At 60.7% G+C, this 15,195-nt stretch carries 18 protein-coding genes; 13 read left to right on the top strand and 5 right to left on the bottom strand.

Features of this window, described 5'->3' with window-relative positions:
- Window positions 1-24 precede the first annotated feature (24 nt).
- The 11 genes from serB (at window position 25) to QZ498_RS00255 (ending at window position 8,663) form a co-directional block, all read left to right on the top strand.
- Window positions 25-897, top strand: a complete 873-nt coding sequence (serB, locus tag QZ498_RS00305) for a phosphoserine phosphatase SerB (RefSeq protein ID WP_294619041.1) — start codon at window positions 25-27, stop codon at window positions 895-897.
- A gap of 113 nt (window positions 898-1,010) precedes the next feature.
- Window positions 1,011-2,222, top strand: a complete 1,212-nt coding sequence (locus QZ498_RS00300) for a hypothetical protein (RefSeq protein WP_294619039.1) — start codon at window positions 1,011-1,013, stop codon at window positions 2,220-2,222.
- 90 nt (window positions 2,223-2,312) lie between these two features.
- Window positions 2,313-2,672 (top strand): CidA/LrgA family protein, encoded by a 360-nt coding sequence (locus QZ498_RS00295; protein ID WP_294619038.1) that lies wholly within the window; start codon window positions 2,313-2,315, stop codon window positions 2,670-2,672.
- Complete coding sequence (locus tag QZ498_RS00290) at window positions 2,669-3,385, top strand: LrgB family protein (RefSeq protein ID WP_294619037.1); 717 nt, start codon at window positions 2,669-2,671, stop codon at window positions 3,383-3,385. Before QZ498_RS00295 ends, QZ498_RS00290 begins: the two co-directional genes overlap by 4 nt.
- Window positions 3,386-3,400: 15 nt before the next feature.
- Entirely contained in the window at window positions 3,401-4,009 is a 609-nt protein-coding gene (gene cobO / locus QZ498_RS00285; RefSeq protein ID WP_294619036.1) for a cob(I)yrinic acid a,c-diamide adenosyltransferase, read from the top strand.
- A 132-nt stretch (window positions 4,010-4,141) separates the two neighbouring features.
- Complete coding sequence (locus tag QZ498_RS00280) at window positions 4,142-4,732, top strand: PRC-barrel domain-containing protein (RefSeq protein WP_294619035.1); 591 nt, start codon at window positions 4,142-4,144, stop codon at window positions 4,730-4,732.
- Window positions 4,733-4,913: 181 nt separating this feature from the next.
- The gene (locus QZ498_RS00275; protein ID WP_294619034.1) at window positions 4,914-6,314 is read left to right on the top strand and encodes a selenium-binding protein SBP56-related protein; all 1,401 of its coding nucleotides are present in this window, start codon (window positions 4,914-4,916) and stop codon (window positions 6,312-6,314) included.
- 92 nt (window positions 6,315-6,406) lie between these two features.
- Complete coding sequence (locus tag QZ498_RS00270; protein ID WP_294619033.1) at window positions 6,407-7,069, top strand: hypothetical protein; 663 nt, start codon at window positions 6,407-6,409, stop codon at window positions 7,067-7,069.
- 51 nt (window positions 7,070-7,120) lie between these two features.
- Window positions 7,121-7,474: a Lin0512 family protein gene (locus tag QZ498_RS00265; protein WP_294619032.1), complete on the top strand. Its 354-nt coding sequence runs from the start codon at window positions 7,121-7,123 to the stop codon at window positions 7,472-7,474.
- A complete protein-coding gene (locus QZ498_RS00260) occupies window positions 7,471-7,836 on the top strand; it encodes a Lin0512 family protein (RefSeq protein ID WP_294619031.1) in 366 nt (121 codons plus the stop codon). Before QZ498_RS00265 ends, QZ498_RS00260 begins: the two co-directional genes overlap by 4 nt.
- A 59-nt stretch (window positions 7,837-7,895) precedes the next feature.
- Window positions 7,896-8,663 (top strand): FadR/GntR family transcriptional regulator, encoded by a 768-nt coding sequence (locus QZ498_RS00255; RefSeq protein ID WP_294619030.1) that lies wholly within the window; start codon window positions 7,896-7,898, stop codon window positions 8,661-8,663.
- A 78-nt stretch (window positions 8,664-8,741) separates the two neighbouring features.
- Here QZ498_RS00255 and QZ498_RS00250 read toward each other — a convergent pair whose 3' ends face one another.
- Window positions 8,742-9,950 carry a glycerophosphodiester phosphodiesterase family protein gene (locus tag QZ498_RS00250; RefSeq protein WP_294619029.1) on the bottom strand — a complete coding sequence of 403 codons (1,209 nt, stop codon included), beginning with the start codon at window positions 9,948-9,950 and terminating at the stop codon, window positions 8,742-8,744.
- A 170-nt stretch (window positions 9,951-10,120) separates the two neighbouring features.
- On the opposite strand from QZ498_RS00250, the gene dddP reads away from it, so the two are divergent.
- Window positions 10,121-11,461 (top strand): dimethylsulfonioproprionate lyase DddP, encoded by a 1,341-nt coding sequence (gene dddP, locus QZ498_RS00245; RefSeq protein WP_294619028.1) that lies wholly within the window; start codon window positions 10,121-10,123, stop codon window positions 11,459-11,461.
- Window positions 11,462-11,471: 10 nt separating this feature from the next.
- Here dddP and QZ498_RS00240 read toward each other — a convergent pair whose 3' ends face one another.
- The gene (locus QZ498_RS00240) at window positions 11,472-12,206 is read right to left on the bottom strand and encodes a GGDEF domain-containing protein (RefSeq protein WP_294619027.1); all 735 of its coding nucleotides are present in this window, start codon (window positions 12,204-12,206) and stop codon (window positions 11,472-11,474) included.
- Between the two features lie 213 nt (window positions 12,207-12,419).
- On the opposite strand from QZ498_RS00240, the gene QZ498_RS00235 reads away from it, so the two are divergent.
- On the top strand, window positions 12,420-13,631 hold the full coding sequence (locus QZ498_RS00235; protein WP_294619026.1) for a bifunctional alpha/beta hydrolase/OsmC family protein: 1,212 nt from the start codon (window positions 12,420-12,422) through the stop codon (window positions 13,629-13,631).
- A gap of 96 nt (window positions 13,632-13,727) precedes the next feature.
- Here the strand turns inward: QZ498_RS00235 and pyrF are convergent, their stop codons facing one another.
- The 3 genes from pyrF to QZ498_RS00220 form a co-directional block, all read right to left on the bottom strand.
- Window positions 13,728-14,429 carry an orotidine-5'-phosphate decarboxylase gene (pyrF, locus tag QZ498_RS00230; RefSeq protein ID WP_294619025.1) on the bottom strand — a complete coding sequence of 234 codons (702 nt, stop codon included), beginning with the start codon at window positions 14,427-14,429 and terminating at the stop codon, window positions 13,728-13,730.
- 60 nt (window positions 14,430-14,489) lie between these two features.
- The gene (locus QZ498_RS00225; protein ID WP_294619024.1) at window positions 14,490-14,663 is read right to left on the bottom strand and encodes a hypothetical protein; all 174 of its coding nucleotides are present in this window, start codon (window positions 14,661-14,663) and stop codon (window positions 14,490-14,492) included.
- Window positions 14,664-14,887: 224 nt separating this feature from the next.
- A complete protein-coding gene (locus QZ498_RS00220; protein ID WP_294619023.1) occupies window positions 14,888-15,166 on the bottom strand; it encodes a hypothetical protein in 279 nt (92 codons plus the stop codon).
- Window positions 15,167-15,195: the final 29 nt, after the last annotated feature.

Here is a 15,195-nt window from a genome sequence, read left to right as displayed (position 1 = left end):
TGCATTACAAACCCGAGGTTTTTCATGTTCACCGCCACCCTGATTGCGCCGAAGGGCGCGCTTGAGCCTGCTCTTGTCGAAACCCTGCGCAATGCTTGGGGCGGGGCTCAGGCGATTTGGCTGTCGCCTGACGAGGCAGCGGAGTTTCATTTGCAGGCTTTGCCTGAAAACCTGTGGCAGGTCTGGGAGGATCTTCAGGGAATGCGCGTCGATCTGGTCGTGCAACCCACCGAGGGACGGCGCAAACGAATGCTTCTGGCCGATATGGACAGCACCATGATCCAGCAGGAGTGTATCGATGAGTTGGCGGATGTGGCTGGGGTCGGGGACCACGTGAAAAAGATCACCGCGCGGGCCATGAACGGTGAGTTGGATTTCGAAGGTGCATTACTTGAACGCGTGGCGCTTTTGAAAGGGTTGGATGAGGCCGTGATAGACCAAGTTCTGGCCGAGCGGATCAGCTATATGCCCGGTGGCAAAACCCTTTTGGCAACGATGCGGGCCAATGGCGGGCATTGCGTGCTGGTCTCGGGTGGGTTCACGGCCTTTACTGAAAAGGTGGCGGCCGATCTCGGCTTTCATGAGAATCGCGCCAATACCCTGTTGATAGAGAGCGGAACCCTCACTGGCGACGTTTCCCGCCCAATCCTTGGTCGCGAGGCCAAGGTGGCCGCACTTGAAGAGGTCACGGAACAGTTGGGTATCACCGAGGCGGATGTAATCGCCGTGGGCGATGGCGCGAATGATCTTGGCATGCTGGGGCGCGCGGGAACCGGCGTGGCGCTACACGCCAAGCCAAGCGTTGCCGCGCAATGTGATGTGCGGGTGAACCACGGTGATCTGACCGCTCTGCTTTTTGTGCAGGGCTATGCGCTTCAAGACTTCGTCTTGGTTTGACATGTAACGGCCTTCCAGCCCTCTTCAGTTTCAGGCAGCGACATTCCGCCCCATACACATTCCAATTTTAGAATGTAATATATTCCGAAATTGGAATGTGAAAGGAGGCGACCATGCCCGCACAAACCCGCCCCGCCGATACCTATTCACCGCTCTACTTCCTTGCCTCGCTTGGGGCAGGGGGGCTTGTGGTCACCTTCTTCATGTACCTGATGTTCTGGGTGCCGCATCCGGGCCGCCCCGTGCCGGTGTTCGAGGATGTGATGGCGGCCTTCAGCGGCGGAAACCCTGCATTGCAAGCGGCCATCGTCACAGCGTGGCTGGGTATCGCCGCGATGGCCATTCTCAATATCAAATCATTGATCTGGAATATCGCTGCCCTGCGTCGCTTCATGAAGACCCAAGCGTACAACGATTTGCGAAAAACCAATGGCGAAACCACCCTTCTGGCCGCGCCCTTGGCATCCGCCATGACAATCAACGTCGGCTTCATCCTTGGTCTGGTCTTCGTGCCGGGGCTTTGGGGAATCGTCGAATACCTCTTCCCGCTGGCGCTTGTGGCCTTCTTAGGTTTGGGGGTCTGGGCCTTCCGCCTGATCGGCCATTTTCTTGGCCGGGTTCTGACCCAAGGCGGGGTGTTCGACGTCACCGCTCATAACTCCTTTGCCCAACTCTTGCCCGCCTTCGCGATCTCGATGGTTGGCGTGGGCCTCGCCGCACCTGCCGCCATGAGCACCAACACCATTACAGTCGGGGTCAGCCTTGTGCTTTCCACCTTCTTCGGGATCACCGCTATCATCTACACGCTGGTCGCCGCGATCACCGGCTTCAACTCCATGCTCCACCACGGCACCGCGAAAGAGGCCGCGCCGACCCTGATGGTCGTCGTGCCGATTGTCACCGTTCTGGGTATTCTTTTCATGCGGCAGAACCATGGGTTGCACGTGGCCTTTGACGCCCACGGCACACCGGGTGAAACGCTGGTGTTTCTCGCCCGCCTGCTGACCATCGAGGTGCTGTTCCTGCTGCTTGGCCTCCTGGTCCTGAAGCGTCAGGGGTACATGTCCGAGTTCGTCACCGGTGAGAAAACCTCGCCCGGCTCATATGCCCTGATCTGCCCCGGTGTGGCCTTCGCGGTGATGATGCATTTCTTCGTCAACAAGGGGCTGGTAGAAGCCGGTGTGATCGACAAGTTCGGGCTGGCCTTCTGGGCGCTGACCGCCATCGCGCTGGCCTCGCAATTCGCGATGATCTGGCTGATGCTGCATCTCAACAAGCGGCATTTCGGGCGGCCTGCCGCCCCACGCGCCACAGCCCACGCTTAGAACCAAAGGGCCGCGTCCCCCGGGCGCGGTCTTTCCTTTCGCTGCGCGGTCCATATGCTGACCCAGAGCATGACGCGAAAGGCCAATCCCATGATCCTCAACATCGCCATTATCCTCGTTGCCCAACTGGTGGGGGAGGTGCTGGCTCGCCTGCTGGCGCTGCCCATCCCCGGCCCGGTGATCGGCATGGCGCTTTTGCTGGTGAGTTTCCTGGCAAGCAAGCCGCTTGCCGAACGCATCCTGCCAACCTCGCAAGGCATCCTTGCGCATCTGTCGCTGCTCTTCGTGCCCGCTGGGGTCGGTGTCATCAGCCATGTCGAGGTCTTGGGCACTTCGGGCCTTGCCCTCATAGCGGCGCTGGTGGCCAGCACTCTTATCGCGCTTGTCGCAGGCGCACTGACTTTCGTGGCCCTCGCCCGCCTGACCGGCAGTACGGAGGGCGCGGAATGACTGACCTGCCCGACATCTGGTCCTACCTGCGCGAAGGGCCGCTTTTGTGGCTGACGGCCACGCTGATCGCTTACCTCATCGGCGATGCCCTGTTCCGCGCCTCGGGCCGCAACCCACTGGTCAACCCGGTGCTGCTGGCCATGGTGATCCTCGGCGTGGTGCTCTGGGCCACGCGAACCCCCTATGCCACCTATTTCGAGGGCGCGCAGTTCGTGCATTTCATGCTTGGCCCGGCCACTGTGGCGCTTGCTGGTCCGCTCTACAGCAACCTGCACCACGTCCGGCGTACGCTCCTTCCCATGGCGGGCGCGTTGATCGTGGGCTCGGTCACTGCTGTTGCGTCTGCGCTCTGGATTGCCAAAGCCCTGGGCGTCGAAGGTGCAACGCTGGCCTCGCTCGCGCCGAAATCCACCACCGCGCCCGTCGCCATCGGTATCGCCGAGAAACTGGGCGGTTTGCCCACACTCACCGCGGCCCTTGTCATCATCACCGGGATTATCGGTGCGGTCGTGGTCACGCCGCTGATGAACGCCCTGCGCATCACCGATTGGCGCGCGCGCGGCTTTTCGGTGGGGGTCGCCGCCCACGGCATCGGCACCGCCCGCGCCTTTCAGGTCAATCAAACCGCCGGTGCCTTCGCAGGTATCGGCATGGGCCTCAATGCCTTGCTAACCGCCCTGATTGCGCCTTATGTTTTGGGTCTATTCCAGTGAAAGGAAACCGCGCTCATGTCTGACGACCCCGACCGCCACGCGATGAAAATGGCCAAGAAAAAGGCCGCCCGCGACAAGATCATGGCCACCAAGACCGATGAGAAAGGCCTGATCATCGTCCACACCGGCAAGGGCAAGGGCAAATCCTCGGCCGCCTTCGGGATGATCTTCCGCTGCATCGCCCATGACATGAAATGCGCCGTGGTGCAGTTCATCAAGGGCGGGATGAGCACGGGCGAACGCGACATGATCCTGTCCAAGTTTTCCGACACCTGTTCGTTCCACACCATGGGCGAGGGCTTCACCTGGGAAACCCAGGATCGCGAGCGCGATACCGAAATGGCCCAAGCCGCATGGGAAAAGGCCAAGGAGTTGATCCGGGATGAGGCCAACAAGATGGTCCTGCTGGACGAAATCAACATCGCCCTGCGCTACGACTACCTTGATATCGACGAGGTGGTTCAATTCCTCGCCGAGGAAAAACCGCACATGACCCACGTCGTCCTGACAGGCCGCAACGCCAAGGATGACCTAATCGAAATCGCCGACTTGGTAACCGAAATGGAACTGGTGAAGCATCCCTTCCGCTCAGGCATCAAGGCGCAAATCGGGGTGGAGTTCTAAGCCGCGCGCATAACGCAATCCGGCGGCCTTCGTTCCATCGCAAATCATGAGTCTTTTCGCCCTCCGGTCTGGAACAGGATCGGGGGGCGATTGCGTTCTGATTGCACAAGCCAAACGAAAAGGAGGCATGTCATGAAACTCTTTGGAACGACAGCGATTGCAATGGCGCTGGCCGCCACCACAGCCTTTGCCGACAACCATTCCACAAGCGAAGACCACAACAAATCCGACAAGGCCCAAGTCGAATCCAACGCCGAGATGAACGCCTCGGGCGATTACGGTGAACAATCCAAAAAGATGGATCAAGCCAATGCCGAAAAAGGCATGGACAAAGAAGCAAGCGGTGACTGGACAGTCTCAACCGCCGAAATGAGCGATATGCAGGGCGAGTTGATCCGCACCCGCGATATCACCGGCGGCGCGATCTACACCACCGATGAAGCCAATGACGAAGGTTGGGACAATGCCAACTTTGACGGTGTGAATTCAGACTGGAACCAAATCGGTGAGATTGAAGATGTGGTCCTGTCGAAGAACGGCAAGATGACAGGTATCGTCGCCGAAGTGGGTGGTTTTTTGGGTCTGGCCGACAAACACGTTGTCCTGTCCGTGGATGATGCAAAACTCGTCCCCGTCGACGACGTCAGCTATGCCTTCGTGACCCAGTTCAATGAAGAAGAATTGGAAGAGATGAAGGGCGTCGACGAAGGGTTCTGGAATTAATACCTGTCCGTTCCATTCACGCTTGGGCCGTCACCCCGCAAAGGGTGGCGGCCTTTTCACCTTAAGAGGCCCAGCAACTTAAGAGCGATTTCATTTGTCAGACATTTGATTATGTGCGACCCTCTGCCGCAGGGTGCTGTCGGTATTTCAAAAAAGGCACCCGCACAGGGAGGAATTTCACATGAATCTAAGACCGGACCCAACCTTTCACGCGACCCCGAAAATGGCCATGGAGGCCCCCGCCGAAACGCTGGCCTTCACCTTGATGCTCAGCCCCGATGGCAGCCAACCCGACGGTCTGGCCGTGGTCGATGTTGACCCCAAGTCGAAAACCTTTGGCGAAATCCTGCATCAGGTGATCATGCCCCATAAAGGCGATGAGTTTCACCATTTCGGCTGGAACGCCTGTTCCTCGGCGCTCTCGCCGCTGACTGGCCATGCTTTCCTTGAACGCCGCTACCTGATCATTCCCGGCATCCGTTCCAGCCGGATTTACATCATCGACGTGAAAGAGCCGCTCAAGGCCAAGATTCACAAGGTTATCGAACCTGAAGAGGTGTTCGAGAAAACCGGCTATTCCCGCCCGCATACCATCCACTGCGGCCCCGAAGGCATCTATGTCTCCACCCTTGGTGGTGGCGGCGAGGATGGCATGGATGGCCCGCCGGGCATCTTCATCATGGATTGCGAAACCTTCGAAATCCTTGGCCGCTATGAAATGGACCGTGGGGCACAGGACAAACACTATGATTTCTGGTGGAACCTGCCGCGCAACTACATGGTCAGTTCCGAATGGGGCCTGCCGCCGCAGTTTGAAAACGGCATCGTACCTGAGGATCTTCTGTCCAACAAATATGGCCACGCGATCCACTTCTGGGATCTGCGCGCGCGCAAGAACGTCCAAACCATCGACCTGGGCGAAAACCACCAGATGGCGTTGGAGATTCGTCCCGCCCACGACCCGGCCAAGGATTACGGCTTCTGCGGCGTGGTGGTGGATACCACAAACCTCGAAGGCTCCATCTGGACATGGTGGCGCAAGGATGACGGCACATTCGAGGCCAAGAAAACCATCACCATCCCGCCGCAACCCGCCGCCGCCGATGATCTGCCCGAGCTTCTCAAAGGGTTCGAGGCGGTGCCGCCGCTGGTTACCGATATCGACCTCTCGCTTGACGACAAATACCTCTACGTCGCCTGCTGGGGCACTGGTGAGATGCATCAATACGATGTCTCCGACCCGATGAACCCCACGCTGGCCGGTAAGGTCGAACTGGGCGGCATCGTGGCCGATAAAAAACACCCCAACGGTCAGGATTTCGCCTATGGCCCGCAGATGGTGGAAATCAGCCGCGATGGTAAACGCGTCTATTGGACCAACTCGCTCTATTCCTCGTGGGACGATCAATTCTATCCCGACGATGAAGGCGGGCAGATGGTCATGGCCCATGTGGGCGAAAACGGCGGCCTGACCTTGGACAAGGATTTCTACGTGAACTTCCCCAAGGGCTACCGCGCGCACCAAATCCGGCTTGAGGGGGGCGATTGTTCCACCGATAGCTTCTGCTACCCCTCTGTCTGAACCATGCTGAACGGCGTCCCGGGCGTAACCCGGGACTTCTCGGCCAACCATGAGGCCCCGGGATGCGCCCGGGGCGGGCGGGCAGAACATATATGACAGGCGATATTTCGACGACGGCAGCCCTGTGGTGGGCCGTGGCCGCGTCAGGCATCTACCATGGGATCAACCCCGGCATGGGCTGGCCGCTGGCGGTGTCGGCGGCACTGATGGAAAGCCGGGCAGGGGCCCTGTACCGCGCGCTTCTGGCGCTGGCGGTGGGGCACATGCTGGCCATGGTGGTGGTGCTTTTGCCCTTCTCGCTCATGGTCACGCTGGTCGAATGGCAGCGTGAATTGCGCATTGCTGCTGCCTGTCTGGTGATTGGCCTCGGGATTTACCTTCTGATCAACCGCCGCCACCCAAGGTTTCTGGCCCGTGTGCCGCCCACAAGGCTGGCGCTTTGGTCCTTCCTTGCGGCCATGGCGCATGGGGCGGGGCTGATGCTGGTGCCGATCTACCTTGGCATCTGCGCCACGATTGACCAAAACGCAGGCCACAGCGCCGCTGCCGCCCTCATGGCGACGGATACAACCCGCGCGTTGATGGTGGCCCTGCTGCACACCCTTGCCATGGCCGCCTCGGGCGGGGCGGTGGCCATGGGCGTCTACTATTGGCTGGGCCTCAAGTTCCTCAAGAAAAGCTGGTTCAACCTTGATGTGGTCTGGGCGCTGAGCCTGATCATCGTCGGTGTCATCGCCCTGCTGATCCCGCATTGAACCCGCGCGCCGATCCCGGCAAACTGCGCAGAAAACCGAAGGAACCCCACGATGCCCAAACACCGCGTCCTGACCGAATTCGGCATGGGCACCTCGCTGCGCCGCCGCGACTATACCCAAGCCGCCAAGCGCGCCGTGCAAGATGCCCTCTGGCACAACTCCATCAACATTGCCGAGCTTTTCGGCTTCGATAAATCCGCCATGCTGATCGACGTCGAAGTGGCCGTGCAAGACCCCGACGCCGTGGATTGTGCAGCCGTGGCCGAGGTCTTCCCCTATGGCCAAGTCACCGTCACCGCCACCCACGGTGGCCTCGACATCCCCCGCCCGGAAGGTGAGGGCAACCCCACCGTCATCGCCAATGCCGCCATTTCCGTGGCCTTTGACATGGAGCGCCTGCAATGATCCGCCGCCGTGTGATTATCGAAATGGGCATGGGCAACGACCTGCACGGGATGGATTACCAAAAGGCCGCCACCCGCGCCATTCAGGATGCCATCCGCCATTCCACCCTGCCCATCTTCGGGGCCATCGGCATCAGCCACAGCCAAATGGAGGTGCAGGTGACCATCGGCGTGCAAGACCCCGAGGCGCTGGATTGCGCGGCACTGGCCAAAACCCTGCCGCGCGGACAAGCCAAGGTCACGGCGGTCAAAGGCGGGCAAAACGTGACCAACCCCGACAACGGCGAAACCTTGGTGATCGCCACGGCGGCGGTTGAGGCCTTCTTGCCTGAACAGTTTGGCAAGTGGCGGCAAAGCGGCTGAACTTGCCCGAGGTCGCAGTTGCCCCTATCATCCCGGCCACCCCGTTCAGGACCGCGCCAATGCCATTTCAAAAAGTCACGCCCGAGAAACTCTCGACGGCTGTCACCCGCCAGATCGAAAAGCTGATCCTCCGGGGCATCCTGCGCCCCGGCGAACGCCTGCCGTCCGAACGTGAACTGGCCGAAAAGCTGGGGGTCTCCCGCCCCTCCCTGCGCGAGGCTGTGGCCGACCTGCAAGACAAGGGCCTGCTTTCCAGCCGCGCGGGTGCAGGTATCTTCGTGGCCGATGTCCTGGGCAGCGCCTTTTCCCCCGCCCTGATCCGGCTTTTCGCCGACCACGACGAGGCCGTGTTCGATTACATCGCCTTCCGCCGTGATCTGGAAGGGCTGGCCGCCGAGCGCGCCGCGCGCTTGGCCTCGGACACCGACCTGCGCGTGGTGCAGACCGTCTTCGAAAAGATGGAAGCGGCCCACACCAAGCGCAGTCCCAAGACCGAGGCGCAGCTGGATGCCGAGTTTCACATGGCCATCATCGAGGCCAGCCATAACGTGGTCATGCTGCACATGATGCGCTCGATGTTCCAGCTTTTGCAGGAAGGCGTGTTCTACAACCGCCAAGTCATGTTCAAACAGCGCACCACGCGCGGCGCGCTTCTGGACCAACACCGCGCCATAAATGCAGCACTTCAAGCCCGCGATGGCAAAGCTGCCCGCGCCGCTGTCATCGCGCATCTTGACTATGTCGAGGCGTGCCTCACCGATCAGCAAAAGGCCGACCGCAACGAGGCCATCGCGCGCCAAAGGTTCGAACACGAACAATCACGCTAAGGGGCGAAAAAGGGGGCGCTCATCGCTTGCGCTCCTCGCGAGGAAGGCCGCAAGGCCTGATGAGCGCGCCCCCAAACTTTACTCGATGCCCATGCAATTGGCGTAATAGGTCACCGTCGCCGGCCAATCGCTGAAGATACCTTCGATGCCAACCTGTTTATGCAGGGTATCCAGCAGGGTGAAGTAATCGGCGTCCGTATCGGTGGTGTCCTTGACCGACTGGAAATACCACCCACCGCCATTGGTCAGCGGGCCAGACCGTTCCAGCGTCCAGGTGATCAGCTTCAAACCGGCCTCTTTCGCCGCCTTGGCATAGGCCGAGGGCACCATTTCCTCGCCTTCGGTGGTCACCAGCATCCACATCGGCGGCGCAATGTATTGCACGCCCATATCGGCAAGGTCCTGCATGCTGGGTTCAAAGGTCGCCGGGTCCATCGGATCGAACCCTTCGACACTATACCGCCCGTCCAGATAAACCGCCTGCTTGCCGAACTCCGGTTCGTTCTCGATCCAATAGAGCACATCATCAAGGTTAAAGCTCTGCGCCCAGACATCGGATGCCGGCACGCCCGCCGCCTTGTACTCGTCAATCAGCTTCTGGGCATAATCGGCCTGCGAAAACCCATCATGCGGCATCTCGACCGATGGGCTTTTCAGCTCAGGCGTGAATTTCGCGCCCAAATCCCGGAAGAGTTCGATCGACTCCGCATGGGTCATCAAGGTGCCCCCCTCGACCGAATAAAGATCGGTCCGCCAGCCGGCGGTGCCGTCCATGTAACCTTCGACCGTGGTGGCACTCTTGTCGGCGGCATCCATCTTGCCGGTCAGGGTCTTGAACTCGGCCAGCGTGATTTCCGATGTCCGGCACTCCGCCTTGGCCGGTTCATCACCCGAAGCAGGCGTAAAGGGCACAACACAGGTCTCGGCCAGATCGCTGGCCAGAATGTCGGTGGTTGTGTGCAGGTCGTTCTGCGCATGGCGGCAGACCAGTTCGTGGTCCTTGGTGAAGGTCACGTCACATTCCAGAATGCCCGCGCCCATCCGGGCGGCTGCGCGGTTCGATTCAACGGTATGCTCGGGGAACATCAAGGGCGCGCCCCGGTGCCCGATGGAAAAATCCGACCGCTTGGGGCTTTGGCCCAAACAGGCGCTCAGGCTGTCTTTCAACGCGCCCTCGGCCATACGGTCAATCAGGTAGGCAGGCCGCGGCCCATAGGTCAGTTGTTCGGCGGTGGCCGCCCCGGCCACGACCGAAAGCGCCAATACAGATGTCGTCACGAAACGCATGGAATCATCCCTCTTGTTGGTGTGTTGGCGCACCAAACAAGGGCTTCCCAAAACCCGCGTGACGCTTTTCCAAAACTTACGTGACAGGCAAAATGCGACGTGGAAATGCGTCGCATTCCGGCAAGCGGCGCGGCAAAACCCGGTGCAGCCTTCTTGAAAGGAGGCTGCCGATGAACACCCATTTCCGTGATCGCCGCAAGATTGACCCCACCCGTGGTGCCACGCTGGGCGATAACACCCCCAACGATGCTGACCGCGTGGAAATCGGGCCAACGCAACTGGCCTATGCGGAATGGGCGTCGGCGGGCCTGCAACTGCCCGACTTGCAGGCAATGCGCCGCTATCGCTGGCAACGTCTGACCCAACATATCGTTGACCGCGACTATGCGGGCCTGTTGATGTTCGACCCGCTCAACATCCGCTACGCCACCGACAGCACAAACATGCAGCTTTGGAACACCCATAACCCCTTCCGCGCGGTCCTGCTCTGTGCCGATGGCTACATGGTGATCTGGGATTACAAGAATTCGCCCTTCCTGTCCGAATTCAACCCGCTGGTCCGCGAACAACGCTCGGGCGCGGACCTGTTTTATTTCGACCGGGGCGATAAGGTCGATGTGGCCGCCGATACGCTGTCGAATGAAATCCGCGTGCTTCTGGAAGAACACGCGCCGGGCAACAAGCGCCTCGCCGTGGACAAGATCATGCTGCACGGGTTGCGCGCGCTGGAGGCGCAGGGGCTTGAGATCATGGAAGGTGAGGAAGTCACCGAAAAATCCCGCTCCGTCAAAGGCCCCGATGAAATCCTCGCCATGCGCTGCGCCTCGCATGCCTGCGAAGTGGCGGTGCATGAGATGGAGAAATTCGCCCGCGAGAACGTGCCCCTTGGTGGAACGTCCGAGGATGACATCTGGGCCGTGCTGCACGCCGAAAACATCCGCCGTGGCGGCGAATGGATCGAAACCCGCCTGCTCACCTCCGGGCCGCGCACCAACCCGTGGTTTCAGGAATGCGGCGGGCGCATCACCCAGAACAACGAGATCATCGCCTTCGATACCGACCTTGTCGGCAGCTACGGCATCTGCGTCGACATCTCGCGCACATGGTGGATCGGCGATCAAAAGCCGCGCCCCGATATGATCTATGCCATGCAACACGCGGTCGAACATATCCAGACCAACATGCAAATGCTCAAACCCGGCGTGAATATTCAGGATCTCAGCCGCAACACCCATGTTCTGGACGCCAAGTACCAACGCCAGAAATATGGCTGCCTGATGCACGGCGTGGGGCTGTGTGATGAATGGCCCCTCGTGGCCTACCCTGACCACATGGTCGAAGGCGCCTTCGATTATGAGCTTGAACCGGGCATGACCCTCTGTGTCGAGGCCTTGGTGGGCGAAGAAGGCGGTGATTTCTCGATCAAGCTGGAAGACCAGGTGCTGATCACCGAAGACGGCTTCGAGAACCTCACGAAATACCCGTTCGATCCCGAACTCATGGGCGGATAAGGCCTTTGCCTCAAGAGGCTTCGCTGAATGGCGGAGCCTTGGTATCGCTTGTGAACACCCTGTCGCGGCCGGCACTCTTGGCACGGTAGAGCGCCGCATCCGCCTGTGCCAAGGCGTCATCTAGCTCGCGCGCATTGACCAATGGCGCAACCCCGAAGCTCGCCGTCAGGCGATGAGCCTGACCATTCAAGATGATCGGAGCCTCGCGCAGTTTGGCGCAAAGCCGCTCGGCGGCGGCCTGGGCGTCGGCAAGGCTCACGTTGTGCAGCAGCACGACGAATTCCTCACCGCCGAAGCGCGCGATGATATCATCCTCGCGGCAGTTCCGTTTGAGACGCAGGGCAAACTGGCACAGGGCGCTATCGCCCGCCTGATGACCAAAGCGGTCGTTCACCGTTTTGAAGTGGTCGATGTCCACCACCATGATGGCCTTCGGCCCGGACGGAAGCTGCGCCACCTGCGCTTCGAAACTGGCACGGGTCGAGGCGCCGGTCAGGCTGTCGTGATTGACGGCATGCTCCAACGCCTGCGTCAGACGCTGCGTATCCAGCATCTGCAACCCGATGTAATAGGCAATCGGCGCAGCCAGCATCGCCGCCACGGCCGAGCCTGACACAAGCGTTCGCGCATAAACATCCGCAGGCTGTAACAGGCCGCGCAGCGCAAGGCTGCCCAATACCGCAAGCAGGCTGATCGCCAAGGCGAAAAGGGTGACATCCCTTCGTGTTCTGAGGCGTATCTTCATGGCCCCTCCAATCTCCACGAGGAGAAGGATGCCGGCCCTTGCGTTAACAAATCCCTGCCGGACGCGGTTAAACTGCGGTCAATTCCGCTCAAGTTTTCACCGGTTTCAAGCCCTCTCGGAGATCACCTTGCCGTGACGCGACTGACACATCGCTGGCACCAAAAGGTCCGAACCCATACCCTTGGATGCACAAGCGACCCAAGGAAAGGGCCCATGCCAACCGAACGTTTCACCTTCACAGGCCATTCCGGCCATACTCTCGCCGCACGTTTGGACATGCCGGACGGCCCGCATCTTGCCACGGCGCTGTTTGCCCATTGCTTTACCTGCTCCAAAGATATTCCCGCCGTGCGCCGCATCGCGGCGCGCCTCGCGGGAGCGGGGATCGCGGTTTTGCGCTTCGATTTCACCGGGCTGGGCCATAGCGAAGGGGAGTTCGCCAATACCTCCTTCACCTCGAATATCGAGGATTTGCAGCACGCCGCCACGGCCCTCGCCAACCGCAACATGGCCCCCAGCCTTTTGATCGGGCATTCGCTGGGTGGGGCCGCCGTTTTGGCGGCGGCCAAACGCATCGACAGCGCCAAGGCCATCGTCACCATCGGGGCGCCGTCGGACCCGGAACATGTGACCCATAATTTCGATGAGGCCCTCGACCAGATCGAAGAACAGGGCCGCGCCGAAGTTCACCTTGGCGGGCGGCCCGTGACCATCGGCAAGGGCTTTGTTGAAAGCGTGAAGGGCGAAACCCTGCATGACGACATCGCCAACCTCCGCCGCGCGCTTCTGGTGCTGCACGCCCCGCGCGACGAGATCGTCGGTATCGAGAACGCCGCCGAGATTTTCAAGGCCGCCAAACACCCCAAGAGCTTTGTCACACTGGACGAGGCGGACCACCTGATCTCGGATCCTTCCGATGCCGAATACGCCGCCGAGGTCATCGCCGCATGGGCCACGCGTTACCTCGACCTTGCACCGCCTGCGCCGCCCCCCGGCGCGCCCGAGGGCATCGTGCGCGTGTCCGAGGCCGACCCAAAGGGCTTCCTGCAAGATGTCAACGCGGGGTCAGAGCATCACCTTCTTGCTGATGAACCCGAGGCCTATGGCGGCACTGATCGCGGCCTGTCGCCCTACGGCTTCCTGTCGGCGGGGTTGGGGGCCTGCACTTCGATGACCATCCGCATGTACGCCCGCCGCAAGGGCTGGCCCCTGCGCCACGTCAGCGTCGATGTGAGCCATGACAAGGTCCATGCTCAGGATGCGAATTCGCGTTCTGATGCCAAGGCCGACAAGTTTACCCGCGTGGTGCGCCTTGAGGGCGACCTGTCCGAGGATCAACGCGCAAAACTGATGGAAATCGCTGACAAGTGCCCGGTGCACCGGACATTGGAACGCAGTTCGACCGTTGTGACCGAGGAGGGGTAAGGGGGCCGTTTTCTTGCAAAGAAAACGGATCGAAATCTTTTCAAGATTTCGTATGCGCCCCCGGCAGTCGTGGTGTCCAAACCCGTCCGAAGCGCCTTACCTCGAAATCTCCGACAGAATATCCCGGGCTGCCTTTGCCGGGTCCGGTGCAGCCCAGACCGGACGCCCCACGACGATATGATCGGCCCCGTCATGCAACGCCTGCGCGGGTGTCGCCACCCGCTTCTGATCGCCCAGTGCCGCGCCCGCCGGGCGCACACCCGGGGTCACGATCAAGCGGCCATCGGCCTCGGGCAGGGCGCGGATCATCGCCGCCTCTTGCGGGCTGGCGATCACGCCATCGGCCCCTGCCTCGAAGGCGCGGCCCGCGCGTTCGGCCACCAGATCGCGAATATCCCCGGGTTTGATCAGACCTGCATCCAGATCGCCGCGGTCCAAAGAGGTCAGAATGGTCACAGCCAGAATCTTGGTTTGGCTGCCGCTTGCGCCTTCCTGCGCGGCGCGTACCACATGCGGGTCGCCATGGACCGTGAGAAAATCCAGATCGAACTGCGCCAGACCGCGCACTGCTGCCTCGACAGTGGCCCCGATATCGAACAGTTTCATATCGAGGAAAATGCGCTTGCCGTGATCTTGCTTGAGTTCATTGGCAAGCGCGAGGCCCCCACCAGTCAGCATCCCCAAGCCGATTTTGTAGAAGCTCACCGCATCGCCCAAACTCTCGGCCAGTTGCAGCCCCTCAAGGGCGTTCGGCACATCAAGGGCAACGATCAGACGGTCGTCAGGGGCATGGGACATGGGCAAGGGCCTTCTCGCGGGTGGATTGCGCGGCCCTTGTCGCGGCCTGCCCGGCCCGCGTCAAGCCTGTTGCATCGCGCGGTCAAGCGCATCCGGTGCAAGGGTGACCCGTGTCTGGCCGCTTCGCACCTCGGGCATGAAGCGGATTTGGCGCATGACATCCTGCATCAACGTTTCGATAAAGCCGCGCCTGTCGCCGTCCCGATCATCCGAGGCCGTGGCCTCGATGGTCATACTGCCCGCGTCTGTCCTCAAGGTCACGGTCGCGTTGACTCGCCCGGTTTCAGGGCAATTTCGAAGCGCTGCCAGCTCGACATCCAATATGTGCATATAACCCCTTGATGACCTGCATGGTCATCGCATCACTCACTACAAACACGCATGTCTTAAACGCGGTGGCTCTTGGAAACGAGGTGAATTCCAAAAGCGCTTTCCCCGCTCCGGAAAGATGTCAGGCCTTAGGCGGCGACACCGTTTTTCACACCAAGACCGGGATCAAGCCGTGTCAGATCGGGCCTCACCATGCGCAAACAATCCGCCTTGGCGTTCTGGTGCGCGGAAAGGCCCCGCCGGGTCAGGGCGCGGCTGATCGTGTCGAATTCCTCCGTCAGCGGGGCGGCCATTTGCACCGGGTAGGTATAGTCCATCCCGCCGTCACACACATGAACGAGCGCGGTGAAGCCGGGCACCTCGGGAGCGTATTGAACGCGGCTCAGGATCACTTTCGGCATGGTCATTGGTCTGTCCTCGCGGGCCTGTGGATAAC

It is taken from the genome of uncultured Roseovarius sp. (assembly GCF_913057115.1).
Taxonomy (GTDB): Bacteria; Pseudomonadota; Alphaproteobacteria; order Rhodobacterales; family Rhodobacteraceae; genus Roseovarius.
This window is presented reverse-complemented; position numbering and strand designations above follow the sequence as displayed.

Coding starts and splice junctions, on each gene's coding strand:
- serB (WP_294619041.1), top strand. CDS start 25: ATGTTCACCGCCACCCTGATTGCGCCGAAGGGCGCGCTTGAGCCTGCT.
- QZ498_RS00250 (WP_294619029.1), bottom strand. CDS start 9,950: ATGCGTTTCGTGACGACATCTGTATTGGCGCTTTCGGTCGTGGCCGGG.
- QZ498_RS00265 (WP_294619032.1), top strand. CDS start 7,121: ATGCCCAAACACCGCGTCCTGACCGAATTCGGCATGGGCACCTCGCTG.
- cobO (WP_294619036.1), top strand. CDS start 3,401: ATGTCTGACGACCCCGACCGCCACGCGATGAAAATGGCCAAGAAAAAG.
- QZ498_RS00300 (WP_294619039.1), top strand. CDS start 1,011: ATGCCCGCACAAACCCGCCCCGCCGATACCTATTCACCGCTCTACTTC.
- dddP (WP_294619028.1), top strand. CDS start 10,121: ATGAACACCCATTTCCGTGATCGCCGCAAGATTGACCCCACCCGTGGT.
- pyrF (WP_294619025.1), bottom strand. CDS start 14,429: ATGTCCCATGCCCCTGACGACCGTCTGATCGTTGCCCTTGATGTGCCG.
- QZ498_RS00290 (WP_294619037.1), top strand. CDS start 2,669: ATGACTGACCTGCCCGACATCTGGTCCTACCTGCGCGAAGGGCCGCTT.
- QZ498_RS00275 (WP_294619034.1), top strand. CDS start 4,914: ATGAATCTAAGACCGGACCCAACCTTTCACGCGACCCCGAAAATGGCC.
- QZ498_RS00225 (WP_294619024.1), bottom strand. CDS start 14,663: ATGACCATCGAGGCCACGGCCTCGGATGATCGGGACGGCGACAGGCGC.
- QZ498_RS00220 (WP_294619023.1), bottom strand. CDS start 15,166: ATGACCATGCCGAAAGTGATCCTGAGCCGCGTTCAATACGCTCCCGAG.
- QZ498_RS00240 (WP_294619027.1), bottom strand. CDS start 12,206: ATGAAGATACGCCTCAGAACACGAAGGGATGTCACCCTTTTCGCCTTG.
- QZ498_RS00260 (WP_294619031.1), top strand. CDS start 7,471: ATGATCCGCCGCCGTGTGATTATCGAAATGGGCATGGGCAACGACCTG.
- QZ498_RS00295 (WP_294619038.1), top strand. CDS start 2,313: ATGATCCTCAACATCGCCATTATCCTCGTTGCCCAACTGGTGGGGGAG.
- QZ498_RS00255 (WP_294619030.1), top strand. CDS start 7,896: ATGCCATTTCAAAAAGTCACGCCCGAGAAACTCTCGACGGCTGTCACC.
- QZ498_RS00235 (WP_294619026.1), top strand. CDS start 12,420: ATGCCAACCGAACGTTTCACCTTCACAGGCCATTCCGGCCATACTCTC.
- QZ498_RS00270 (WP_294619033.1), top strand. CDS start 6,407: ATGACAGGCGATATTTCGACGACGGCAGCCCTGTGGTGGGCCGTGGCC.
- QZ498_RS00280 (WP_294619035.1), top strand. CDS start 4,142: ATGAAACTCTTTGGAACGACAGCGATTGCAATGGCGCTGGCCGCCACC.